Raw genomic sequence first — 22,869 nt, forward strand, 5'->3', positions numbered from 1 at the left:
GCTTAAGCAATCCTCGTCATTTGCATAGTCGCAATCTCGATTGGGCATCCCGAAACGGCGACCTATAATCGGGCGCCTGACTGTCTGTCTTCTCTGCCCGACTCATCGAGCATGCCGAAAATCCCGCGTTTCTCATCGTTTTCCGCTAAACGGCCCGGCGATCCTGCGAAGCCGGCGCGACAATCTCCCGCGTCGCCGCGACGCCGCATGCTGGGCGGCCTCGCGCTGTCGGCAGTCGTGGCGCCTCACGCGAATGCGGCGTCCGGGCTGTTGCAGCCGCTTAGCGTCGAGCCGTGGACGCGCATGCCAGGTGCGCCCATTCTCGATCATCCCTATGGCCTGCCATCCCCGCGCGAATCCGTGGTCGTGCGCCGCGCGGCGCGGGCGTGGCCGGTGCCGGGCGCGGCTTCGTCGCTGACGCCGCTTGCCGATCTGCACGGCGCGATCACACCGAACGGGCTCGTCTATGAGCGCCATCACGCCGGTGTGCCGGATATCGACCCGGACCAGCACCGGCTCGTGATTCATGGCCTCGTTCGCGAGCCGAAGCTCTTCACGATGGAGGATTTGCTGCGGCTGCCTTCCGAGTCGCGCGTGCACTTTCTCGAATGTTCAGGCAACACCGCGAGCGAATGGAAAGGGCCGAGCGGGCTGCCCGTTCAGCTCACGCACGGGCTTCTGTCGTGCTGCGAGTGGACTGGCGTGCGGCTCTCGACGTTGCTCGAGGCCGCTGGCGGGCTCGCTGCGAACAACGGCCATGCACCGCGCTGGATTCTCGCGGAGGGCGCCGATGCGGCTGCGATGACGCGCAGCCTGCCGCTCGATCGTGTGCTGGATCGTGCGCTCGTCGTGTATGCGCAGAACGGCGAGCGCTTGCGGCCGGAGAACGGCTATCCGCTGCGGCTCCTGGTCCCCGGCTTCGAAGGCAACACCAACGTGAAGTGGCTGCGCAGGTTGAAGCTCGTCGACGCGCCGCTCGAAACGCGAGAGGAAACGTCGAAATACACGAACTTGCTGGCCGACGGACGCGCTCGCCAGTTCGTGTTCGAAATGGACGCGAAATCGGTCATCACGAGGCCGTCGCCCGGGCATAAATTGACGACTCACGGTTACTACCCGATCGTCGGGCTGGCCTGGTCGGGACGCGGCGCGATCCGTCAGGTCGAAGTATCCGTCGACGGCGGCCGGTCATGGCAACCGGCGCGGCTCGATGGCACGCCCGGGGATCGCGCGCTCACGCGTTTTCATACGGGATGGGTGTGGAACGGTGAACCAGCCACGATCCTTTCGCGGGCGACCGATTCGACCGGGTACATCCAGCCGACTCGCGAGGCACTGGTCGCCGCGCGCGGCCTGAACTCGAACTACCACTACAACGCCATTCAGCAATGGCGCGTCGACGCCGATGGCAGCGTGAAAAATGCATAGGGATTCAACTCGACAACTTTGCGCCGTGCGCCCGCTGATCGTTGGCCTGACGGCGCTCTGTCTTGCCGCCTGCTCGGGGCCGTGGCGGGATGGGCGCTCATCGCAGTCCTCAGTGGACGATGCAGCGTCCCGCGCCGCGATCGGCGCCGTCGGCACGCCCGTGAGTGCAGCGGACATCGCCGCATGGAACATCGATGTCGGACCAGACGGTCGCGGCCTGCCCGCGGGCAGCGGCGACGTGGCGACCGGTGCGCGGATCTTCGGGGCCAAGTGCGCCTCGTGTCACGGCGCGAAAGGCGAGGGCGTGCTGGGCGACCGGCTGATCGGCGGGCGTGGCACGCTCGCGAGCGAGAAGCCCGTTCGCACGGTCGGAAGCTACTGGCCGTACGCGACGACACTCTTCGATTACATCCGCCGCGCGATGCCGTATAACGCGCCGCAATCGCTGAGCGCGGACGAGGTCTATGCAGTAAGCGCGTGGATCCTGAATCAGAACGGCATCGTTCCCGACGACGCCCGCCTCGACGCACATTCGCTTGCCGCCATCCGCATGCCGAATCGCGATGGATTCGTTCCGGACCCGCGACCGGGACGCCTTTGACCGGAGTGCCGACGGCTTACACCACGCCAGCAACGCGTCGTTATACAGTTGCAGCAGCATCGAATCGAAATGCGTGGCATGACGAAATGATGAATCGATGCCGGCGATTGGCGATGCGTTCGTTGACCCGTGGCACGAAGCGGTCCGGGCAAGGTTGCCGGAGTTTGCCGCGGACTCGCCCCACGCAGTACAAAGGTTATGAGGGTGCACCCTCCGCTCAGGCCATGCCGAGCGGCTCGTATTCGGCCAACCTGACGATCGAACATCGCGGCACGCGCACGGTGTCGTTCCGGGAAGGCGCCGCTTCCCTACAGGCATCGTGACGCGCGGGCTCAACCGTCGAATGTGGTTCCCCGCGTAGCCGCGGAGAGCCAGGAGATCCGCTAATGCGCGAACGGCCTTCCGTCATGCGCGCCGCAGATTTGGTTAGCAGATCCAATTCGTTCCAATCTCAGCGCGGGATAGTTACGCTGTGGCGGCTCTCCACCACGCATGACGCCGACCATGACCCAACGCGATCTACTCATTCTGCTGGAACCGGGCTTCACCGATCCGAATCGCCCGGGCGAAGTGTTCATCTGCCCCGACGGCGCACCCATCGAAGGGCTGCTTGCAAGCGATCCGGGACGCAACGCGCGGCTTGATATCCGCCGTGTGCCGTTCGAGCGTCCGCGCCGGGTGGCGGTCGAAGCGCTGAGCGAGGCGCATCAAAGTCTGCCCGTGCTGGTGCTGGGCTACGAGTACCCCGCACCGCCCGACGCGCAAACTCTGGGCGAGAAACGTTTTATCACCGATACGAGCCGCATTCTCGCGTTGCTCGCGGAGCGGCACGGTTTTCCCAAAGTGCATGACTGATCCGGCAAACGAGACTACTCGCTCATGGCCCGACCCATACATCTGAATCTCTTCGTTCACGGACGTGGCCATCATGAAGCAGGCTGGCGTCATTCCGGCGCGACACGCCAGGCGCTGACCGATATCGACTATGTTCGCGATCTCGCCGTCAGGGCCGAGCAAAGCCTGTTCGATTCGGTGTTCTTCGCTGATACCCTCGCGCTCGGCGATGCCGCGCAATTCGTCGCATCCGGTGCGCTGGAGCCGATCACCACCCTCGCGGCGCTTTCGCAGGCGACTTCGCGCATCGGATTGATCGCGACGGCATCGACTACGTACACCGAGCCGTTCAATCTCGCGCGTCAGTTCGCTTCGCTGGATCACATTTCGCGCGGGCGCATCGGCTGGAACATCGTGACCTCGTGGGTCGGCGGCGCGGGGCCGAACTTCGGCTACGAGCAGCAGATCGAGCATGCGGAGCGCTACGCACGCGCGCACGAGTTTCTCGAAGTCGTCACGCAACTGTGGGATAGCTGGGCCGATGACGCCATCATCGATGACGCGTCGAGCGGCCACTTTCTCGATCCGGCGCGCGTACGCAGGATCGGCTATCGCGGGAAGTTTCATCGCGTAGCGGGGCCGTTGAATCTGCCGCGCCCGCCTCAGGGGCATCCGGTGCTGGTGCAGGCGGGATCGTCGGCGACGGGCAAGGCATTCGCCGCGCGCCATGCGGAAGCAGTCTTCACCGCGCATCTCACGAAGCAATCCGCGATGGACTTTTATGCCGAACTCAAGGCGGGCGCGCGGGCGGCGGGCCGCTCGGAGCAGGACATCGTGATCCTGCCGGGCCTCAGCGCGGCGATCGGTTCGACCGAAGCCGAAGCCAGCGCCCTGCTCGACGAACTCGACTCGATCACCGACGTCAGCGTGGGACTCGGCCGCCTGTCGAGCCGCTTCGGCGGCTACGATTTCTCGACTTTGCCGCTCGATCAGCCGCTGTCCGTGGATGACTTTCCGGACCCGTCGACGGTGCAGGCCGCGCAAAGCCGCGCGGCAGTCATCACGCAACTGGTGGCGCGCGAGCGTCCGACCTTGCGCAGCCTGTTGAGGAAGCTCGCGGCGGCGCGCGGGCATTTCACGCTGTCCGGCACGCCCGAACAGATTGCAGATGTCATTGCCGACTGGACCGAAAGCCGTGCCGCCGATGGCTTCAACGTCATGCCGCCCGTACTGCCCGCGCAACTCGAGCTCTTCACCGAACACGTCGTGCCGATTCTGCAAAGGCGCGGCCTGTTCCGGCGCGAGTACGAAGCCGCCACGCTGCGCGGTCACTACGGTCTCGCGCGTCCTGCCAATCCTTATTTCACGTCTTGATGCCGATCCGATCCCTGAAATTCATCATCGTTGCCGCGTGCCTCTCCGTCGCCGTTGCCGCGCACGCTGACGAGGGCTATCCCGCGCAGATCAACATCGGTATCCAGAAGGGCGACGGTCTCGTCGCGCTGCGTGCATCGGGCAAGCTGGAGCAGGCCTTCGCTTCGCATCACGTCAAGGTTTCGTGGCATGAGTTCGTGTATGGCGCGCCGCTCGTCGAAGCCATCAACGCGGGCGACGTCGATGTAGGCACGGTCGGCTCGACGCCGCCGATCATGGCGCAGGCGGGCGCGGCGCCATCGGTTGTGTATGTGGCGTATGCGCCGAGACTCGTCAAGAGCTACGCGATCGTCGTGCCGAAGGATTCGCCCGTGAAGGACCTGCGTGATCTGAAGGGCAGGAAGATCGCCTTCGCCAAGGGCTCGCAAGGGCACCTATTCGTGCTGAAGGCGATGCAGGATGCCCACATGGACCCGAACTCCGCGCAGTTCACGTACCTGTCCTACGGCGATGCGCGCTCGGCGTTCGAGCGCGGCTTCATCGACGCGTGGGCCGTGCCCGATCCGCGTTATGCGGACACCGAACTGACCACCGGCGCGCGGGCGATTCTCACCATCGGGGATCTGTCGGTGCCGCAATACGGCTTCTATATCGCGACGCGCGACTTCGCGCAGAAGTATCCCGCCGCGCTGCGTCTGCTGTTCGATCAGCTTGCGCGTCAGACGAACGACAGCCTCGCGCATCCGCAGGATACGGCGCGCTTTCTGTCCGCCAATACGGGCGTGCCGCTCGCCGTATGGAACCGGGCGATCTCGCGCCTGGAGTGGGGCGCGAGCTATCCGATTCCCGACGACGTCCTTAGCGCGCAGCAGGACTCGGCGAATCTGGCTTTCGATACGAAGGTGATTCCGCGACGCATCGATGTACGCCAGGCGGTGCTGCAGATCAGGTGAGGATCGAGTCGCGCGCCACACGAGCCTCACCCGTTTAGCGCCGCTTTTCATATGCTTTGTTGAAATCGTTCGTGGCGTCGTTCGTGTCGCCCGTACAAGATGGAGAGTTATCCGTTTTTCTGGAGCTTTCCATGAGCGGCAATGCCCCGCGCCAACTGCATCTGAATATCAACGCACTTCATTCCGGATTCGTGCCGTCGGCATGGCGTCTGCCGCATTCGGATCCGAACGTATTCCTCGACGTGAACCATTATGTGCGCTTGGCGCAGTTGGCGGAGCGCGCGTGTCTCGATGCGATCTTTCTCGCCGATAACGCCGCGATTTCCGATCAGCTCGACATGCGCCCCATCACGGCCCTCGAACCGACGATGCTCCTCACGAGCGTGGCGGTCGCGACCACGCATCTTGGGCTGATCGCAACGGCATCGACGAGTTACAACGAGCCGTATAACATCGCACGTCGATTCTCGACGCTCGATTTGATCAGCGGCGGACGCGCAGGCTGGAACATCGTGACGACGGCAGACCTGCCCTCCGCACGCAACTTCGGTCACGACACGGTCCCCGACCATGCAACGCGCTATGCACGCGCGGACGAGTTCGCGGCGCTCGTCAAGACGCTGTGGAATAGCTGGGACGACGACGCATTCATCGCGGACAAATCAAGCGGGCGCTTCGTCGATATCGAGAAGGTGCATCCGGCCGATCATCGTGGGCGATTTTTCAGCGTGCGCGGCGCACTGAATCTGCCGCGCTCGGCACAGGGTCATCCGGTTCTGGTGCAGGCGGGCGCATCGGGCGACGGACGCGAGCTTGCCGCGCGGCATGCGGAAGCGGTGTTTTCGGCCTCGCAATCGTTCGATGAATCGCGTGCATATCGCGAAGATCTCAATGCGCGCGCGGCGCGTCACGGACGCGGCCCGAACGCGGTGAAAGTGCTCGCGGGACTGACCACGATCATCGGTTCGACGGAAAGCGAGGCGCTGCGCCGCCGCGACGAACTCGTCGATCTGATTCCGGTGCAGTACAGCCTGAACCGCATCGCCGGCACGCTCGGCGTTCCCGTCGATTCGCTTTCGCTAGACAAGCGTTTGCCCGACGACTTGCCGCTGCCCAATGGCGGCAACGGCAATCACACGTTCTTCAACGCGACGCTCGCGCAGGCGCGCGCGCATGGCTACACGGTGCGCGAACTCATCCGTGCGCTGGCGGGCGGCGGCGGACATCGCGTGATCGTCGGCACGCCCGAGCAAGTTGCGGATGACATCGAGCACTGGTTCAGGAACGGCGCCGCCGACGGCTTCAATCTGATGCCCGACGTACTGCCCGATGGTCTCGAAGCTTTCACGGAAGGCGTCGTGCCGATTCTTCAGCAAAGGGGCATTTTCCGTCGCGCATATGAGGGCAAGACCTTGCGCAGCCATCTGGGGTTGTCGGTACCAGAGGGCGCGGTGCTCGACACGCATTAGGCACGCGGTAAGGGAGCGATATCCGCAACGTATGGATCCCTTTCGGCATTTCACTCGACGTCACATGCTTTTCGAGTCGCCATGCTTTCCATATGCATAACCGTTTGTTCACGCGCGCGCGATGCCGTTTTATCGTAATCGCCGAGGCGCGTCACATTCGGCCGTCGAACAACGAACAGAGAGGAATGGCATCACATGGCAGGCTTCAACCGACGCGATTTTCTGGTTTCATCAGGCGCGGCGCTCGCGTCCGCCGGCCTGTCTTCGCTCGCCTTCGCGCAGGAAGCGGCTCCCAAGCGTGGCGGCACGCTCAACATGCTGATCAATCCCGAGCCGCCCGTGCTCGTATCGATTTTCCAGACGACGGGGCCCGCGCTCGTCGCGAGTTCGAAGGTGCTCGAAGGCCTGCTCGCCTATGACTTCGATCTGAAGCCGAAGGCGCAGCTCGCGACCGCGTGGAGCGTGAGCCCGGACGGTCTCAAGTACACGTTCACGCTGCGCCAGAACGTGAAGTGGCACGACGGTGAGCCGTTCACTTCCGCGGATGTGGCGTTCTCCATTGACCTGTTGAAGTCGATCCATCCGCGCGGGCGCAGCACCTTCGCCAACGTGACGCGCGTGTCGACGCCCGATGCGCGCACCGCCGTCATCGAATTGTCGAAGCCCGCGCCGTATCTGCTGAAGGCGCTGTCGGCGGGCGAATCGCCGATCGTGCCGAAGCATCTCTACGCGAACGGCGATCCGCTGACGAACCCGCATAACAATGCGCCCATCGGCACCGGGCCGTTCCGCTTCAAGTCGTGGACGCGGGGCGCGAGCATCGTCTACGAGCGCAATCCGGATTACTGGGACGCGGGCAAGCCGTATATCGATTCGCTCGTGTTCAAAGTGATTCCCGATGCCGCCGCGCGCTCCGCCGCGTTCGAAACCGGCGCGCTCGATCTCGGCGGCGAGAATCCGGTGCCGCTTTCGGATCTGCCGCGTCTCACGCAATTGCCGCAGCTCGCCGTGGAAACACGCGGTTATCGCTTTTTGGAACCGCTGGCGGAGATCGACTTCAATCTCGCGCATCCGATCCTGAAGGACGTGCGCGTGCGTCAGGCGATCGCGCATGCGATCAATCCGCAGATCGTGCAGAAGACGATCGCCTACGGTTACGCCGATATTTCTCCAACGCCGATCACGCCCGCCTCGCCATATCACGACGCGAAGCTCGCGCCTTACGCATTCGATATCGCGAACGCGGAAAAGCTGCTCGATGCCGCGGGTTATCCGCGCAAGAACGGCGGCCCGCGCTTCCAGTTGACGCACGATTTCCTGCCTTATGGCGACATGTACCGGCGTCAGGCCGACTACGTGAAGTCGGCGCTCGCGCGTGTGGGCATCGACGTGACCGTGCGTTCGCAGGATCTGCCTTCGTTCCTCAAGCGCGTGTATGCGGACCGTCAGTTCGACTTCACGAGCATCGGCGTGAATACGTTGTTCGATCCGAGCGTGGGCGTGCAGCGTCTCTACTGGTCGAAGAACATCCGGCCCGGCGTGCCGTTCTCGAACGCGCCGCACTACAGCAATGCGGAAGTCGATACGCTGCTCGAATCGGCATCGATCGAAACGGATGAGAAGAAGCGCGTGGCGCTCTATCAGCAGTTTCAGCAGATCGTGTATCGCGACCTGCCGATCCTGAATCTCGTCGCGCCGCGCATGGTCACGCTCGCGAACCGGCGCGTGCGCAATCACACGGTGTCGGCGCAGGGGCTGGAAGGCAATCTCGCCGATGTGTGGCTGAGCGCCTGAGGACGGACGCCGATGAACCGACGCACGCGCTTCGCCGCCATCGCGCGGCGCACCGCATGGCAGGCCCTGCCGACGATGCTCGCCATCGTGGTCCTGAACTTCTTCCTGCTGAAGCTGATGCCCGGCGACGCCGCCGATGTGCTCGCGGGCGAAGCGGGCTCCGCGACCGCCGAAACGCTGCAGGCATTGCGCGCGAAGTTCGGCCTCGATCAGCCGGTGCTGCATCAGCTCGGCGCGTATCTGTCGCATCTCGCGCACGGCAGTCTCGGCTATTCGCCGCGTTACGACGCGCCCGTCATGCAGCTGATTCTGTCGCGGCTGCCGAACACCTTGCTGCTGATGGGCACGGCGCTCGCCCTCGCGATCGTCGCGGGCATCGTGCTCGGCGCGGTCATGGCGCATTGGGCGGGCAAGTGGCCGGATCGCGTGCTGTCCGTGCTCGCGCTCGTGCTGTATTCGACGCCCGGCTTCTGGATCGGCCTGCTCGCCATCGTGCTGTTCTCGGTGCATCTCGGCTGGCTGCCGAGCGGCGGCGATATGACCGTCGGCGCGTCCTTGCACGGCTTCGCGTATGCCGCCGACGTCGCGAAACATGTGCTGCTGCCCGCCGTGACCCTCGCGACTTTCTTCGTCGCCATCTATGCACGTCTCACGCGCGCCGCGATGCTCGAAGTGAAGCGCCAGGACTTCGTGCGTACCGCGCATGCGAAGGGTCTGCATCCGCTGCGCGTCACCGTGCGTCATGTGCTGCGCAACGCGCTGATGCCGCTCACGACGATGGTCGGCATTCACTTCGGCACGCTGCTCGGCGGCGCGGCCGTAACGGAGACAGTCTTCAGTTGGCCGGGCCTCGGGCGTCTCGCGCTCGATGCCGTCATGGCGCGCGATTTCAGCGTGCTGCTCGGCGTGTTGCTGCTTTCGTCGCTGCTCGTGATCGTCGCCAACGTGACGGTCGATCTGCTGCAGGCATGGCTCGATCCACGCATCGTCTGACTCATCGAACCAGAGAACGCATGGCTTCCGATTCCACCGAACTTACTTCATCCGGCCACGGCTCGGCCTGGCGGCGCCAGCTCGCCGGTGCGCTCTTCGGCGCGCGGCGCGCTCAACGCGCCCATTACGCTCACGCGTCGCGCGGCGTATGGCGCGCGCTGCTGCGCAATCCGTCCGCGCTCGCGGGCATGGTCCTTCTGACTGCGTTCATCGCGCTCGCGTTGAGCGCGCCGTATCTCTTTCCCGGCGATCCGCTCGATATGGTCGCCGCGCCTTTCGAATGGCCCGGCAGCGATGCGCTATATCGCCTCGGCACCGATTCGCTCGGCCGCGATGTCGCCGCCGGCATCGCGCACGGCACACGCGTGTCGCTGCTGATCGGTGCATCGGCGGCGGGCATCGGGCTCGTCAGCGGCACGCTCGTCGGCGCGATCGGTGGTTTCTTCGGCGGCGTCATCGACGATCTTCTCGTGCGCGTCACTGAACTGTTTCAGACCGTGCCGTCGTTTCTGCTCGTGATCGTGATCGTCGCGATAGGGCGGCCGAATGTGACGGTGATCGCGCTGGCCATCGGCATCGCCTCGTGGCCGACGGTCGCACGTATCGTGCGCGCCGAGTTCCGCAGGCTACGTTCGTCTGACTTCGTGCTCGCCGCGCGCAGTCAGGGCTTTTGCGACGCGCGCATTATCTTTGGCGAGATTTTGCCGAACGCGCTGCCGCCGGTGATCGTGACCGCATCGGTGATGGTGGCGAGCGCGATTCTGATCGAATCTTCGCTGTCGTTTCTGGGCATGGGCGACCCGAACGTCGTCACATGGGGCGGCATGATCGGCGCGGGACGCGATTCCTTGCGCACCGCGTGGTATCTGACCGCCGTGCCGGGCGCGGCGATCGTGCTCGCGGTGCTCGCGCTCAATCTGCTCGGCGACGGCCTCAACGACGCACTCAACCCGCGCATGCGCGAACGTTCCTGACCAAAGACCTATCCGTGGCGAATCTTCTTGAAGTGCGCGATCTGCGCGTGAGTTTCGGCGCGCATCGCGCGGTGCGCGGCATCGATCTCGACTTAGCCGAGGGCGAGACGCTCGCGCTCGTCGGCGAGTCCGGCTGCGGCAAGTCCGCGACCGCGCTGTCGCTCATGCGGCTCGTGCCAGAGCCGGGCCGTGTGACGGGCAGCGTCCGCTTCGACGGACGCGACGTGCTCGCGCTGAGCCCGCGTGAAATGCGCGATGTGCGCGGCAGCGACATCTCGATGATCTTTCAGGAGCCGATGACATCGCTCAATCCGGTGCTCACGGTCGGCGCGCAGATCGTCGAGACGCTGCGGAGGCACGAAGCGCTGTCGAAGCCAGCGGCGATGAAGCGCGCCGTCGAACTGCTCGATCTCGTGCATATTCCGGAGCCGCATCGACGCGTCTTCGACTATCCGCACGAGCTGTCGGGCGGACAGCGCCAGCGCGTGATGATCGCGATGGCCGTCGCATGCCGCCCGCGTCTGCTGATCGCGGATGAACCGACCACCGCGCTCGACGTCACGATTCAGGCGCGCATTCTCGAGTTGCTCGCCGAATTGCGGCGCAATCTGTCGATGTCGCTGCTGCTCATCACGCACGATCTCGGCGTCGTCGCCGAACATGCGGATCGCGTCGCGGTGATGCTCGCGGGCGAAAAGGTCGAGGAAGCGCCGGTGCACCAGCTCTTCGAGCGGCCGCAGCATGCGTACACGCGGGGGCTGCTGGGCGCATCGCTGAACGTAGCGACCGAGTTGCATTACCGCGACTGGAAGCTGCCGGAGATTCGTCATGTGCAGGGCGTCGATGGCAAGCCCGCGTTCGACGTGTCGCCGCTTGCGCCCGTCAGCGCGCCGGAAACGCAATTCGACAGCGCCGCGCCGCTGCTCTCCGTGCAACATCTGACAGTCGATTATGTCCATCGGCATGGCAAGGGCGCGCTGCGCGCCGTCGACAACGTGTCGTTCGATATCGCGCGCGGCGAAACCGTGGGTCTCGTCGGCGAATCCGGCTGCGGCAAGTCGACGCTTTCGAAAGCGATCCTGCGTCTCGTGGCGGCGTCGAGTGGCGCGATCCGCCTGCGTGGCGTTGATCTCGCGTCCCTGAGCGAACGCGCGTTGCGCCCGCTGCGGGCGCAGGTGCAGATGGTGTTCCAGGACCCGTATGCCTCGCTGAATCCGCGCCGCAGCGTCGGCGACATCCTCGATACGGTGATGATCGTGAACGGCATCGCCGATGCGCGCGAACGCCGCCGACGCGCGAGCGCGATGGCCGATCGCGTCGGTTTGCCGAGTGCCGCGCTTAATCGCTATCCGCACGAGTTTTCGGGCGGTCAGCGGCAGCGCATCGGCATTGCGCGCGCGCTCGTGCTCGAGCCCGCGCTTCTGATCTGCGACGAACCCGTGTCGGCGCTCGATGTGTCCATTCAGGCGCAGATACTCAATCTACTCGTGGAACTGAAGCGCGACCTCGGGCTTGCCTATCTCTTCATCTCGCACGATCTCTCGGTGGTGCGCTATATCGCGGACCGCGTCCACGTGATGCATGGCGGGCGCATCGTCGAGAGCGGCGATCATCGCGAGATATGGCGCGCGCCGAAGCATGCGTACACGCGCACGCTGCTCGATGCGATTCCCGGCAAACGATTCGACGCGCAAGCCGCGTAGGGCACGCATCAATACCATAGGAACGTCACGTCATATGTCGAATAAAAATCAGAAACTCGAAGCCGCGCTCGCCGCGTTGCCTGAACTGGCACAGGCCATCGGCGAAAATGCGGCCGCACGCGAGGCGCGCCGCGAACTGCCGTTCGAGGCCTTTGCGCTGTTTCGCCGGTCGGGCCTCGGCACGTTGCGTTTCCCGCTCGAATGGGGCGGACTCGGCGGCTCGCTCGAAGACGTCTTCAATGTAATCGCAACGCTTGCCGCGCACGAAAGCAACGTCGCGCACGCGTTGCGGATTCACTTCGACCAGACCGAAGCGCTGCTGCTTTCGCCGCGCACGCCGTTCAACGCATTGCAGATCAAGCGCGTCGCGGACGGCGCGATCTTCGGCGGCGCATCGACGGAAGCGGGAACGTCGCGCCCCGGCGAAATCACAACGCAACTTCGGCGTGAAGGCGATCACTTCCGTCTCAGCGGCCGCAAGTATTACGCGACAGGCACCGCGTTCTCCGACTACGCGCGCCTCAACGTGCAGGACGAACACGGTGAGGCCGCGATAGCAGTCGTGCCGGTTCAACGCGAGGGGCTGCGCGTGCTCGATGATTGGGACGGCATGGGGCAGCGCATGACAGCGAGCGGCAGCCTCGAGTTCGACGATCTCACCGTGTACGTGCACGAAGTCGCGCCGCGCGTGCAGACGACGCTCGCTGGCCGTCACGGCGGCGCGCTGCGTCAGCTGCATCTGGTGGCAGTGGCGGCGGGCATCGTCCGCAACGTCGTCGCGGATGCAGAGCGCTATGTGCTGAAACACGGACGCCCTGTGCTGCATAGCGCGGCACCGTCGGCGCGCGAGGATGCGTTCATTCAGCAGGTCGTAGGCGAACTGAGCGCAAACAGTCATGCGATCGATGCGCTCGTGCGCGACAACGCACGCGTGCTCGAACGATCGTCGCAAGCGATCCGCAACGGCGATGCCAACGCCGACGCGCTCGTGCTCGAAGGCGCGCTCGCGACGGCGCGCACGCAGATCGTCGTCAGCAAGCTTGCGTTGAGCGCCGCGGAGCGCATGTTCGAGGCGGGCGGCGCATCGGCGACGGCGCGCGCGCACAACTTCGATCGCCACTGGCGCAATCTGCGCACGATCTTCAGCCACAATCCGCTGCTGCACAAGGCGCGCGTGATCGGCGATTACGCGCTCAACGGCGCGACGACGCATCTGACAGAAGGGCGCGTGTTTTGACGTCTTGCGGGGATCGCTACACGATGCCGCGGCTTTCAGGCGCGGCGCCCGAGGCATCCCCGGCCGTCAGGCGAGACCGGGCGGCGCGGCCCTCAGCACGTCGACGTGTTTCGGCACCAGCCCGAGCTCGACGAAGGTGTCGGCGATCTGCTGCTGCTCGGCGATGATCGCCCGCGTGATGGCTTCGGTACCGAAGACCTGACGGCTCACCGCGAGATCGACGACAGGTTTGGGCAGGCCCCACAGGCGCGCGAGTTCGCTCGCGAGTTCGTCCGGATGCTGCTTGCCCCATTGATCGACGGCCTTGATCTCCTCGATGACGATGCGGATCACGTCGGCATTCTTCGCCACATAGTCTTGCGAAGAGAAGTAGTAGGCGCGGTTTCCCACGACGCCGTTCGCGTCCGCCACGACGCGCGCGTTCAGCAACTGCTGCGCGGCGGCGAAGTACGGGTCCCAGATGACCCACGCGTCGATCGAGCCGCGCTCGAAGGCGGCGCGCGCATCGGCGGGCGCGAGATAGGCGAGTTCGACGTCGCGGTACTGCAGGCCATGCTGGCGCAGCAACTTCACGAGGAAATAATGGACGTTGCTGCCCTTGTTCAACGCGATGCGCTTGCCCTTCAAATCCGCCACCGTTTTGACAGACGATTGCGCCGGCACGAGCACGGCTTCCGAATGCGGCCGCGCCGGCGTTGCGGCGACGTAGGCGAGCGGCGCGCCGGCGGCCTGCGCGAAGATCGGCGGCGCTTCGCCCACGTCGCCGAAATCGATCGACCCGACATTGAGCGCTTCGAGCTGCACCGGACCGGCTGAGAACTCCGTCCAGCTCACGGATACGTTGAGCGCAGCCAGACGCTTCTCCAGCGTTGCGCGTCCCTTGAGCAGGTTCAGATAGCCTTTCTGATTGCCGATGCGCAGTACGCGCGGCTGCGTGTGCGCGGCTTGCTGCGCGAACGCAGCCGGCATGACCGCGAGCGCGGCGGCGCCCGTCGCGGCCCGCGCGGTTAGGGAGAGAAAAGCGCGGCGATCGGTGATTTTTGTTTTCGACATGGCGGAAGCTCTGGTTTGCGAGAGCCTCCGATGCTAAGGCGAGCGGCCCTTCCGACCAACGTAGCGATGCATATAACGCTATCGCAACCGGTCTCATATGCTTCTGCACGCGACGACGATGCGGGCGTCGCGCCAAATCTCCGCGCCTGCTTTCTTCTTGACAAAAACTTCGTTCCTTCGGAGCGGCGGCACCGATAGAGTGCCAGCCTCGCCATCGTGCTGCCGCCCGGCGACGCGCGCCGGCGCAACGAACGAGGAACTCACCAATGAAAATCACAACCTGGGGCGCGGTGCTCGCTGCACTGTTGGCAATGGCTTCGAATGCCGCGCATGCGGATAGGCTCGACGACATCAAGAAAGCCGGCGTGCTGCGTGTCGCCGCGTTCGACAGCAATCCGCCGTTCGGCTTCGTCGATCCGAAAGACAATCAGATTGTCGGTCTCGACGTCGACTATGCGCGCGCGGTGGCGAAGAGCCTGGGCGTTAAGCTGGAAGTGCAGCCGACCAATCCGGCCAACCGCATCGCGTTCCTGAAGTCGGGCAAGGTCGATCTCGTCTTCGCCAACTTTACGATCACCGACGAGCGTAGAAAGGAAGTCGATTTCAGCACGCCGTACTTCGCATCGGGCACGCAGTTCATCGCGAAGAAGGGCGTGCTGAAATTGCCCGATCAGATCAACAGCCTTCGAATCGGCGCGGACAAGGGCACGACCAACGAACAGCAGGTGCGCGCAAAATTCCCGAACGCGACCATCGTTGCCTATGACGATACGCCGTTCGCGTTCGCCGCGCTGCGCACGGGCAACGTGCAGGCGATCACGCAGGACGGACCGAAGCTGGTGGCGTTGCTCGCGCGCGTGCCGGACAAGGCCAGCTACGAAATTCCCGCCTTCACGATCTCCAACGATTACGAAGGCGTCGGCGTGCCGAAGGGCGAGACGCGCCTGCTCGACGCCGTGAACGGCACGCTCACGAAGCTCGAAGCGGACGGCGATGCTACGCGCATCTATGACAAGTGGTTCGGCCCGAAGAGCGCCGCGCCGCTGCCGCGCCTCTTCAAGATCGGCGATCCGCAAAAGAACGGTTGATCGCTGTCGACCATGCATAGCTGGCTCGATCCGAAATATCTCGCGTGGCTGGAGCAGGGTCTTGCCGTCACGCTGATGTTGTCCGCCTGCGCGGTGATCTGCGCGACGCTGCTCGGTTTCGCGCTGGCCGTTGCCCGCACGTCGGGCAATGCGGCGCTCGCACGCGTTGCGGCAGCGTATGTCTTCATCTTTCGCAATTCGCCGCTCCTCGTGCAGTTGCTGTTCTGGTATTTCGGGGCGGCCGCGTTGCTGCCGTCCGAATGGATGACGTGGCTCAACACGCCGCATGCCGCGATGCTCGGGCCTTTCGCTTTGCGTTGGCCGAGTTTTGAGCTGTTCGCGGGCTGGATCGGGTTGACCTGCTACACGACGGCGTTCATCGGCGAGGAGTTTCGTGCCGGCATGCGGGGCGTGAGCGCCGCGCAGGAGCAGGCGGCCGCCGCGCTCGGCATGAGCCGCTACGCCGCGCTGCGCTACGTGATCCTGCCGCAGGCGCTGCGCATCGCGACGCCGCCGCTCGCCGGTCAATACATGAACGTGGTGAAGAACTCGTCGCTGACGATGGCCATAGGCGTCGCGGAGCTCTCGTACATGTCGCGTCAGGTCGATACCGAGTCCTTCAGAACGTTTCAGGCATTCGGCACAGCCACTGTGTTCTATGTGCTGACCATCGCGGTCATGGAAGCGGCGCTCGTGGTGTGGCAGCGCACCGGCGTGCGCGCGTTGCGGCGAGTCCACGCATGAATGAGGTCGACTGGTTCGCGTCGCTGCGCTATCTCCTGCTGGGCGCGTTTCCTTCCGGACCGCTCGGCGGCGTTGCGCTGACGCTCGCGCTCTCCGTCGCCTCCGCGACGCTCGCGGCGATCATCGGGCTCGCGGGCGGCATCGCGCTTTCGATGACGCGCGGCGTCGCGCAGATACTGCTGATCGCGCTCGTCGCGTTCTTTCGAGCGATTCCGGTGCTGATGCTGATTTTCTGGACCTTTTTCCTGATGCCGATTCTGCTGCACGTGAACGTGCCGGGCCTCGCGACCGTCGTATGCGCGCTCGCGCTGATCGGCGGCGGGTATCTGTCGCATTCGGTTCATGCGGGCATCGTGTCGATCGGCAACGGGCAGTGGCACGCGGCGATGTCGCTCGGCTTCACGCGCTGGCAGGCGCTGCGCGAAGTCGTCCTGCCGCAGGCCGCGCGCGTGATGATGCCGTCGTTCGTGAATCAATGGGTCTCGCTCATCAAGGACACGTCGCTTGCCTATATCGTCGGTGTGCCGGAATTCACGTTCCTCGCAAATCAGCTCGACAACCGGTTGATGGTCTATCCGGCGCAGATCTTTCTGTTCGTGGGCTTCGTCTATCTGATGCTGTGCGGTGCGCTGCAAGGACTCGCGCACGCGTTGCTCTCGCGCCGCTCCAGAGAGAGCAGCCTTGTACGCACGATGCCTGCAATGCAACGCAGAAAAGCTCGTTTGTGAAACGCGTCGCGCGGACCTAGATTGACGTCATCGTCATTCGAAGGTAGCAAGTCATGGGGCATATCCTGACGTATTGCTGGCACATGCTGTCCAACCGTTTCGAAGGGTCGCGCGAGCGCCGCTTTTTGCGTGAAGCGAGGCGTGCGATGAACGCCTGCGCGTGCAAAGCGCCGCACGCTCTCACGCGCGGCGACGGGGAGGCGAGCTGCGCGGAGCGGCTCGAACACATCGCGTTATTCGCGCAGGCGGGCTACTTCAACATGGGCAACGCGGTCGACATGTTTCAGCTGCCGGTCGAACCGCCGCTGTTTCGCTGCGATGCAGGCGGCGCGTCAAGCGGTCGCACCAATCGATGAGCGCGGGCGACGAATTCACCGCGCGCCCGTCGCGGGCCCACGCGAGCGGACCCATTACATAGAAAGGGCTGCACTGTGGCTGTATTCGACATCGACGACATCGGCCAAGCGCTTCAGACGGTCCGCCAGGAGTGACACGAAGCAGAGTAACGCTCGCTCGAACCGGGCGGGCGCGAGATTCCCGCGCGAGAGGCGATCGGCGACATCATCGGCGCACTGAAAGGCGCATTCTTTCCGATGCGGCTCGGACCGCCCGACCTGCGACTGGTAAGCGAGAACTGCTACGTCGCCCACGCGCTCGACTTCACGCTGCAGGGCGACGCAGAGCGGCGAGACGGGCGCGCGCGCCTGCAGTGGAGGTCGAGCGGTGAGCACCATGATTGCGAAGCCCGCACGGCGCAAGCCTGAACGCAGAAGCAACGCGTCGAAGAGCGCAGAAGGTCAATCGCGGCGCATGTAAAAATTAACCATGCGCCGCGGAGCTCACGCCTGACCGAGCACTCCAAGCCAAGCCTGGCCGATGACTTCATGCGTCGCATCCGCGTTAGGCGGATGGAACGCGCCCGCGCGCACATCGCGATAAAGCCTTTCCAGCTCGTTATGCCGCGACAGCGAAGCCGCGCCGACGATCTTCAGCGCGAGATTCACCACGCGTAGCGCGCCATCGACGGCATGCTGTTTCGCCGAAAGCAGGTGCGCGATCCACGGTTCGCCTTCGCCGTAGCCCGTCCACCAGCGCTCGGCCGCGCGCTCGACCAGCGCCTCGATGCTCGCAAGCTCGATGGCCGCCTCCGCGACAGCCTGCTGCGTCAGCGGCTTGTATGCATAGGTCTTGCCGCCGATGGCGGGCGATGCGCGCCGCTTCGCCGCTTCCACCGCGACGTCGAACGCGCGCTTTGCTATGCCGTAATAGACCGCGCCGAGGCCGGGTAGCACCGCGCCGAGAATGCCATCGACGAAGGGATCGTCGGGAATGCCCGCTGGCAGCACGCGGATCACCTTGTCGCGCGGCGCAATGGCGCCTTCGAGCCAGGTATCGTCGCTGCATGTCGCGCGCAGCCCGAGCGCATCCCAGGTCTGCACCGTGCGATGTCCCGCCGCGTCACGCCGGATGAATGCATGCACGATCTTCGGCGCCTGCGGATCGGAGTCGTCGATGCCATGCACGCCGAGCCAGTCCCACGCGGGCGCGAGCGAGGTGAAGATCTTGCGGCCGTCGAAGCGATAACCTCCGTCCGGCAGCGGCGTCGCCTTCACCGACGACCAGGCGAGACCGAGATCGTTGCCTGGTTCGCCATGGCCTGCCGCGAACACCTTGCCCGCGCCCGCTTCCTCGAGAATCCATTGCGCCGATTCGTCGCCGCGCCGGTACAGATGCAGCGCCGCACCGACCCAGTACAGATGCATGTTCAGTGCAAGCGCCGTCGATGGCGCGCGGGCCGCGAGTCGCACCTGCTCGCGCAGCAGTTGCGGCAGCGTGAGGCCGAGGCCGCCGAATTCGACCGGCACGGTGGCGCGCAGGAAACCGGCTTCGTGAAGATCGCGCAGGTCGTCGGAGAAGAAGCGATTCTCGCGGTCGTAACCGGCGGCGCGCTGGCCGATCGCATCGAGCAGCGCGTCGGACAGCAAATGCGAGGCGTCACCCGGCGCGGGCGACACGATGACGGATTCGAGTACGGCGCTCATCGGAACTCTCCAGTATGCGGCTCGGCATTACGCGAGCGCCGAGAAATACTTCTCGTCGGGCACGATGCCAGCGGCGATGAAGATGCGGTTCGTATGGTTGAACCACGACGCGGTCTCGATCGCTTCGAGGATATCGGCGTCGTCGAGGCCTAGCTTGCGCAGGCGGTCGAAGTCCCTTGCTGTGATTGCGCGCGGCGATGTCGTGATGGTCTCGGCGATCTCGGCGAGCGCCAGTTGCCTCTCGGATAGATCCGCGAGGTGATAGTCGAGCGCAATCCGCCGCGCCTGCACGCGGTCGCCCAGCGCCTCGCCGAGCGCATGCGCGTGATGGATCGCGCACAGCCCGCAGCCGTTTGTGCGCGACACGATCACCGCGATCAGCTCGCGCTCGTCGAGCGGCAGCCGGCCGCCCGTCGCGCTGAAGAGTTTCTCGAAGTACTGGGTGAAGCGGCGCGCGGTATCGGCATTCAGGGACAGCGCGCGAATCCAGTTGTCGCTGCCGTGCTGCTCGACCAGCTGACGGAGATCGTCGCTCAGCGCATCGTGTGTCGGAACATCGAGCCGTCCAATGACGTGCGCCTCAGTGCTCGGAACTTCTGCTATGTCACATGCCTCGCCAGGAAGGAGTGAAGAGAAGCTGCGGCTCATTATGCGCAGCGATCTTCCGTGCCATCCAATATCGTTTTGCGATTTGCAATTCGGAGAGCGCGATGTGCCCAAACATCGATTAGCTTATGAAAAATCAGTGACATCGCTCGTCGTCGGGTGAGCTAATTTTGGATGCCAGAACATAGCGCCAGGAGAATCCAGACGATGTCCTCGCTCGCACCTTCAGATCCGTTCGTAGATCAGCTGAATTCGGATGCCGATGCAATACGCGAACCGGTCTCGCGCTTCGGCTTGCCGGACGAGGCCCGTTTGCCGCCGCACGTCGCGGCGATCCACGCGAAGTTTCGCCGCCAGTATGGTTTCGTGCCCAACTGGCTTGCGGCGCTCTCGGTCAATCCCGATACCGCGTACCGGCTCGTCACGTTCTACGAGCATCTGTTCGATCCGCACCGCAGCCATCTCACGGCAGCAGAGCGCGAGCTGATCGCGGTGGTTACGTCGGCCGTGAACGAGTGCAGCTATTGCGTTTTCAACCACACGCAGGCGCTAGCGGCTGTGTCGGGCGATACCGTGCGCGCGCAGCGCATCGCGCAGGGCTTTCGCCACGTGTGAGCGGCGATGCTTCGCCGTCACATTCAATGATGAGGCGCGCCTTCCCACGCCGGCAACGTCGCGCCGTGATACACCGAAAAGGGGTAAGGCTTGTGCTGGAAGGAAATATTCTCGTGCGCTAGGGATATATCCCGGCGCGCGATTTGCAACTGGTCAGTGCGATCGAGCGTGTTTCTGCGAGTTGGAGTAAGTTCACGTGGTTCGCCACTTCTTCATTCATCGACGCGATGCCACACACCCGACAACTTCATCTCGGCGCATTCATGCGTCCGGTGAGCCTGCACACCGGCGCGTGGCGCTATCCCGGCGCGTATCCCGATGCCAACTTCAACTTTCGACATCTGAAGGGGTTTGTCCAGACGCTCGAGAAAGCATGCTTCGACGCGTTCTTCATGGCCGATCATCTTGCCGTGCTGAACATGCCGGTGAACGCGCTCAAGCGCAGCCACACGGCGACGTCGTTCGAGCCGTTCACGCTGCTGTCCGCGCTCGCTTCCGTGACCGAGCGCATTGGCCTGATCGCGACGGCATCGACCACGTTCGACGAGCCGTATCACATCGCGCGGCGTTTCGCCTCGCTCGATCATCTGAGCGAAGGGCGCGCGGGCTGGAATCTCGTCACCACATCGAACCCGGATGCCGCACTGAATTTTGGCCGCGATGAACACATGGAGCATGACGAGCGCTATCGGCGCGCACATGAGTTCTACGATGTCGTCACGGGTCTCTGGGATAGCTGGGCCGACGATGCCTTCGTGCAGGACGCGCAAAGCGGCCTCTTCTTCGACCCCGCGAAGCTGCACGTTCTCGATCACAAAGGCGAGTATCTGTCGGTGCGCGGGCCGCTGAACATCGCGCGCCCGGTGCAGGGCTGGCCGGTCGTGGTGCAGGCGGGATCGTCCGAAGCGGGGAGGCAGCTCGCCGCCGAAACCGCCGATGCCGTCTTCACCGCGCAGCCGAATCTCTCCGCGGGCAAGCGCTTTTATGCCGATGTCAAAGGCCGTATGGAGCGCGCCGGCCGCGCGCGCGAGCATCTGAAGATATTGCCGGGGGCTTTCGTCGTGGTGGGCGATTCGCGCGACGAAGCGCAGGAAAAGCGTGTATTGCTCGACACTTTCGTACATGACGACAGCGGGTTCGCATCGCTGTCGATCGCGCTCGGCCATGATGTCTCGTCGTTCGATCCGGACGCCCCGTTGCCCGAAATACCCGAAACCAACGCGAGCAGAAGTGCGCGCGAACGCGTGATCGACATGGCGCGCGGCGAAGGGCTCACCGTGCGGCAACTGGCGCAGCGGGTCGGCGGCTATTCCGGCTTGCAGATGGTCGGCACCGCGACGGACATCGCCGACGAAATGGAACAGTGGCTCGTCGAGGAAGGCAGCGATGGCTTCAACGTGATGTTCCCGTATCTGCCCGCGGGCCTGGATGATTTCGTCGCCAAGGTGGTGCCGGAGTTGCAGCGGCGTGGCATTTTCCGTCGCGCCTACGAGGGATCGACACTGCGTGAGCATTTCGGCTTGCCGAGGCCGGCCAACCGATTCTTCGCGCGCGGCTGATGCGCGCGGCGTCGCTCAGAGCCCTCGTCTGTTCAAGGAAGCCTGCTTATGAAGGAAACATGATGACGCGCACGCCTCCGAATGCGAAGCGAGCAAAGCAGATATCGATATGAGGACCGGATGTACGTCGATTCAATCGGCGGTCGTGAAGAATGTGTGTCGACGTACTAAGTAATGTTCGTCGTCGGAACGAATGGATCAACCGTCCGCTTTCGACGTCTTGCTTGTCTCAGCGCTGGGCGAGCGCGACCTCGCGAGTCACGGCATGCCACGCATCCGGCCGACGCGAAGCGAACGCCAGGGCGAAGTTCGACGCCTGCTGTCCGACAGTAAACAGCTGCTCGACGACCTTCGGGTCGGAACAATGGTCGGCGCTTTCGAAGCGCGTTTCCAGCGTGTTGACGGCGGCGCCAAACGGTGTCGGCCAGCCGCGCAGCGCGTGCACGATCGAGCGCAGCGAGGTCAGCACCGTGCCCGCCGCCTGCCAGCCATAAGCGGTGACGATGCTGCCAACGGCGCGGCCGTCGAGATAGGGTCGCTCGTCGTTACGCAATTCTTCAAGTGTGTCGAGCGCGTTCTTGACGAGCCCGGAGATGCCACCGTGATAGCCGGGCGTCGCGATGACAAGCGCATCGGCTTCGCGCACGGCTTCGATCAGTTCGCGCTGGGCGTCGGTGAGATCGCGCGTTTCCGGCGCGTAGTGGGGCAGGCTGTGCAAAAATGCGCCGCCGAACAGGCGCACGCGAGCGCCGGATTCTTCCGCACCTTTGAGCGCGAAGCCCAGCGCGCGTTCGGTGGACGATGCGGGACGCGTAGTGCCGCCGATGCCGACGACGAGCGGCCGGGGAATGGGTTCGATAGGGGACAAGATGACAACTCCGGATGAGGCGGAACACCACGCAGCGACTATTCAGCGGGCGGCTAAGACTCGTCATGATAGTCGGCTGGATCGCCAAGCGGAAAGCACGAATCGAGCTAAGGATATGCGTGCACATGCACGCGGCGCAGGAAGGCGGCTTATCGTCCGTGTCGATTTGATCAGCACTGGAAGTCATATCGCGTTCGCTCCGCACG

General features: G+C 64.3%; 21 protein-coding genes and 1 pseudogene. 18 read left to right on the forward strand and 4 right to left on the reverse strand.

The window, feature by feature from the left end:
* Window positions 1-207: 207 nt before the first annotated feature.
* The 11 genes from soxC (at window position 208) to AWB76_RS27415 (ending at window position 13,360) form a co-directional block, all read left to right on the forward strand.
* A complete protein-coding gene (gene soxC / locus AWB76_RS27365; protein WP_061163342.1) occupies window positions 208-1,428 on the forward strand; it encodes a sulfite dehydrogenase in 1,221 nt (406 codons plus the stop codon).
* A 25-nt stretch (window positions 1,429-1,453) separates the two neighbouring features.
* Window positions 1,454-2,029 (forward strand): c-type cytochrome, encoded by a 576-nt coding sequence (locus AWB76_RS27370; protein ID WP_374729953.1) that lies wholly within the window; start codon window positions 1,454-1,456, stop codon window positions 2,027-2,029.
* A 504-nt stretch (window positions 2,030-2,533) separates the two neighbouring features.
* Window positions 2,534-2,884 carry a DUF3088 domain-containing protein gene (locus AWB76_RS27375; protein WP_061163343.1) on the forward strand — a complete coding sequence of 117 codons (351 nt, stop codon included), beginning with the start codon at window positions 2,534-2,536 and terminating at the stop codon, window positions 2,882-2,884.
* A 24-nt stretch (window positions 2,885-2,908) separates the two neighbouring features.
* Window positions 2,909-4,237, forward strand: a complete 1,329-nt coding sequence (locus AWB76_RS27380; RefSeq protein WP_061163268.1) for an LLM class flavin-dependent oxidoreductase — start codon at window positions 2,909-2,911, stop codon at window positions 4,235-4,237.
* Window positions 4,237-5,190 carry an aliphatic sulfonate ABC transporter substrate-binding protein gene (locus AWB76_RS27385; RefSeq protein ID WP_061163269.1) on the forward strand — a complete coding sequence of 318 codons (954 nt, stop codon included), beginning with the start codon at window positions 4,237-4,239 and terminating at the stop codon, window positions 5,188-5,190. Before AWB76_RS27380 ends, AWB76_RS27385 begins: the two co-directional genes overlap by 1 nt.
* A gap of 131 nt (window positions 5,191-5,321) precedes the next feature.
* On the forward strand, window positions 5,322-6,659 hold the full coding sequence (locus AWB76_RS27390) for an LLM class flavin-dependent oxidoreductase (protein ID WP_061163344.1): 1,338 nt from the start codon (window positions 5,322-5,324) through the stop codon (window positions 6,657-6,659).
* Between the two features lie 195 nt (window positions 6,660-6,854).
* Window positions 6,855-8,453, forward strand: a complete 1,599-nt coding sequence (locus AWB76_RS27395) for an ABC transporter substrate-binding protein (RefSeq protein WP_061163270.1) — start codon at window positions 6,855-6,857, stop codon at window positions 8,451-8,453.
* Window positions 8,454-8,465: 12 nt separating this feature from the next.
* Window positions 8,466-9,446, forward strand: a complete 981-nt coding sequence (locus tag AWB76_RS27400; RefSeq protein ID WP_061163271.1) for an ABC transporter permease — start codon at window positions 8,466-8,468, stop codon at window positions 9,444-9,446.
* 20 nt (window positions 9,447-9,466) lie between these two features.
* Window positions 9,467-10,420: an ABC transporter permease gene (locus AWB76_RS27405; RefSeq protein ID WP_061163272.1), complete on the forward strand. Its 954-nt coding sequence runs from the start codon at window positions 9,467-9,469 to the stop codon at window positions 10,418-10,420.
* A gap of 14 nt (window positions 10,421-10,434) precedes the next feature.
* Window positions 10,435-12,123 carry an ABC transporter ATP-binding protein gene (locus tag AWB76_RS27410; RefSeq protein ID WP_061163273.1) on the forward strand — a complete coding sequence of 563 codons (1,689 nt, stop codon included), beginning with the start codon at window positions 10,435-10,437 and terminating at the stop codon, window positions 12,121-12,123.
* Window positions 12,124-12,157: 34 nt separating this feature from the next.
* Complete coding sequence (locus AWB76_RS27415) at window positions 12,158-13,360, forward strand: acyl-CoA dehydrogenase family protein (RefSeq protein ID WP_061163274.1); 1,203 nt, start codon at window positions 12,158-12,160, stop codon at window positions 13,358-13,360.
* A gap of 66 nt (window positions 13,361-13,426) precedes the next feature.
* On the opposite strand, the gene AWB76_RS27420 is transcribed toward AWB76_RS27415, so the two are convergent.
* Window positions 13,427-14,413 (reverse strand): sulfonate ABC transporter substrate-binding protein, encoded by a 987-nt coding sequence (locus AWB76_RS27420; protein WP_061163275.1) that lies wholly within the window; start codon window positions 14,411-14,413, stop codon window positions 13,427-13,429.
* 266 nt (window positions 14,414-14,679) lie between these two features.
* Here AWB76_RS27420 and AWB76_RS27425 point away from each other — a divergent pair, with 266 nt between their 5' ends.
* From AWB76_RS27425 to AWB76_RS42340, 5 genes and pseudogenes are all read left to right on the forward strand, one after another.
* Window positions 14,680-15,501, forward strand: a complete 822-nt coding sequence (locus AWB76_RS27425; RefSeq protein WP_061163276.1) for an ABC transporter substrate-binding protein — start codon at window positions 14,680-14,682, stop codon at window positions 15,499-15,501.
* Window positions 15,502-15,513: 12 nt separating this feature from the next.
* Complete coding sequence (locus AWB76_RS27430) at window positions 15,514-16,245, forward strand: amino acid ABC transporter permease (protein WP_061163277.1); 732 nt, start codon at window positions 15,514-15,516, stop codon at window positions 16,243-16,245.
* The gene (locus AWB76_RS27435; protein WP_061163278.1) at window positions 16,242-16,973 is read left to right on the forward strand and encodes an amino acid ABC transporter permease; all 732 of its coding nucleotides are present in this window, start codon (window positions 16,242-16,244) and stop codon (window positions 16,971-16,973) included. Before AWB76_RS27430 ends, AWB76_RS27435 begins: the two co-directional genes overlap by 4 nt.
* 53 nt (window positions 16,974-17,026) lie before the next feature.
* A complete protein-coding gene (locus AWB76_RS27440; RefSeq protein WP_061163279.1) occupies window positions 17,027-17,329 on the forward strand; it encodes a hypothetical protein in 303 nt (100 codons plus the stop codon).
* A 75-nt stretch (window positions 17,330-17,404) separates the two neighbouring features.
* Window positions 17,405-17,641, forward strand: a pseudogene (locus AWB76_RS42340) (serine O-acetyltransferase EpsC); the annotation flags it as partial.
* Window positions 17,642-17,812: 171 nt separating this feature from the next.
* Here the strand turns inward: AWB76_RS42340 and AWB76_RS27450 are convergent.
* Window positions 17,813-19,015: an acyl-CoA dehydrogenase family protein gene (locus tag AWB76_RS27450; protein ID WP_061163281.1), complete on the reverse strand. Its 1,203-nt coding sequence runs from the start codon at window positions 19,013-19,015 to the stop codon at window positions 17,813-17,815.
* 27 nt (window positions 19,016-19,042) lie between these two features.
* Complete coding sequence (locus AWB76_RS27455; RefSeq protein ID WP_244173469.1) at window positions 19,043-19,663, reverse strand: peroxidase-related enzyme; 621 nt, start codon at window positions 19,661-19,663, stop codon at window positions 19,043-19,045.
* 165 nt (window positions 19,664-19,828) lie between these two features.
* Between AWB76_RS27455 and AWB76_RS27460 the strand changes: the two genes are divergently transcribed.
* Together AWB76_RS27460 and AWB76_RS27465 are read left to right on the forward strand one after the other, a co-directional pair.
* The gene (locus AWB76_RS27460; RefSeq protein WP_244173470.1) at window positions 19,829-20,236 is read left to right on the forward strand and encodes a peroxidase-related enzyme; all 408 of its coding nucleotides are present in this window, start codon (window positions 19,829-19,831) and stop codon (window positions 20,234-20,236) included.
* A gap of 227 nt (window positions 20,237-20,463) precedes the next feature.
* Window positions 20,464-21,795, forward strand: a complete 1,332-nt coding sequence (locus AWB76_RS27465; protein WP_061163282.1) for an LLM class flavin-dependent oxidoreductase — start codon at window positions 20,464-20,466, stop codon at window positions 21,793-21,795.
* 229 nt (window positions 21,796-22,024) lie between these two features.
* On the opposite strand, the gene AWB76_RS27470 is transcribed toward AWB76_RS27465, so the two are convergent.
* The gene (locus tag AWB76_RS27470) at window positions 22,025-22,663 is read right to left on the reverse strand and encodes an NADPH-dependent FMN reductase (protein ID WP_061163283.1); all 639 of its coding nucleotides are present in this window, start codon (window positions 22,661-22,663) and stop codon (window positions 22,025-22,027) included.
* Window positions 22,664-22,869 lie beyond the last annotated feature (206 nt).

This window comes from Caballeronia temeraria, assembly GCF_001544795.2.
Lineage (GTDB): Bacteria > Pseudomonadota > Gammaproteobacteria > Burkholderiales > Burkholderiaceae > Caballeronia > Caballeronia temeraria.

What these genes read in the sequence shown, in the direction of transcription:
- AWB76_RS27395 (WP_061163270.1), top strand. Translation starts at nt 6,855, where the DNA reads ATGGCAGGCTTCAACCGACGCGATTTTCTGGTTTCATCAGGCGCGGCG.
- AWB76_RS27460 (WP_244173470.1), top strand. Translation starts at nt 19,829, where the DNA reads ATGTCCTCGCTCGCACCTTCAGATCCGTTCGTAGATCAGCTGAATTCG.
- AWB76_RS27390 (WP_061163344.1), top strand. Translation starts at nt 5,322, where the DNA reads ATGAGCGGCAATGCCCCGCGCCAACTGCATCTGAATATCAACGCACTT.
- AWB76_RS27405 (WP_061163272.1), top strand. Translation starts at nt 9,467, where the DNA reads ATGGCTTCCGATTCCACCGAACTTACTTCATCCGGCCACGGCTCGGCC.
- AWB76_RS27380 (WP_061163268.1), top strand. Translation starts at nt 2,909, where the DNA reads ATGGCCCGACCCATACATCTGAATCTCTTCGTTCACGGACGTGGCCAT.
- AWB76_RS27450 (WP_061163281.1), bottom strand. Translation starts at nt 19,015, where the DNA reads ATGAGCGCCGTACTCGAATCCGTCATCGTGTCGCCCGCGCCGGGTGAC.
- AWB76_RS27385 (WP_061163269.1), top strand. Translation starts at nt 4,237, where the DNA reads ATGCCGATCCGATCCCTGAAATTCATCATCGTTGCCGCGTGCCTCTCC.
- AWB76_RS27435 (WP_061163278.1), top strand. Translation starts at nt 16,242, where the DNA reads ATGAATGAGGTCGACTGGTTCGCGTCGCTGCGCTATCTCCTGCTGGGC.
- AWB76_RS27455 (WP_244173469.1), bottom strand. Translation starts at nt 19,663, where the DNA reads ATGAGCCGCAGCTTCTCTTCACTCCTTCCTGGCGAGGCATGTGACATA.
- AWB76_RS27375 (WP_061163343.1), top strand. Translation starts at nt 2,534, where the DNA reads ATGACCCAACGCGATCTACTCATTCTGCTGGAACCGGGCTTCACCGAT.
- AWB76_RS27400 (WP_061163271.1), top strand. Translation starts at nt 8,466, where the DNA reads ATGAACCGACGCACGCGCTTCGCCGCCATCGCGCGGCGCACCGCATGG.
- AWB76_RS27430 (WP_061163277.1), top strand. Translation starts at nt 15,514, where the DNA reads ATGCATAGCTGGCTCGATCCGAAATATCTCGCGTGGCTGGAGCAGGGT.
- AWB76_RS27420 (WP_061163275.1), bottom strand. Translation starts at nt 14,413, where the DNA reads ATGTCGAAAACAAAAATCACCGATCGCCGCGCTTTTCTCTCCCTAACC.
- AWB76_RS27465 (WP_061163282.1), top strand. Translation starts at nt 20,464, where the DNA reads ATGCCACACACCCGACAACTTCATCTCGGCGCATTCATGCGTCCGGTG.
- AWB76_RS27440 (WP_061163279.1), top strand. Translation starts at nt 17,027, where the DNA reads ATGGGGCATATCCTGACGTATTGCTGGCACATGCTGTCCAACCGTTTC.
- soxC (WP_061163342.1), top strand. Translation starts at nt 208, where the DNA reads ATGCTGGGCGGCCTCGCGCTGTCGGCAGTCGTGGCGCCTCACGCGAAT.
- AWB76_RS27415 (WP_061163274.1), top strand. Translation starts at nt 12,158, where the DNA reads ATGTCGAATAAAAATCAGAAACTCGAAGCCGCGCTCGCCGCGTTGCCT.
- AWB76_RS27425 (WP_061163276.1), top strand. Translation starts at nt 14,680, where the DNA reads ATGAAAATCACAACCTGGGGCGCGGTGCTCGCTGCACTGTTGGCAATG.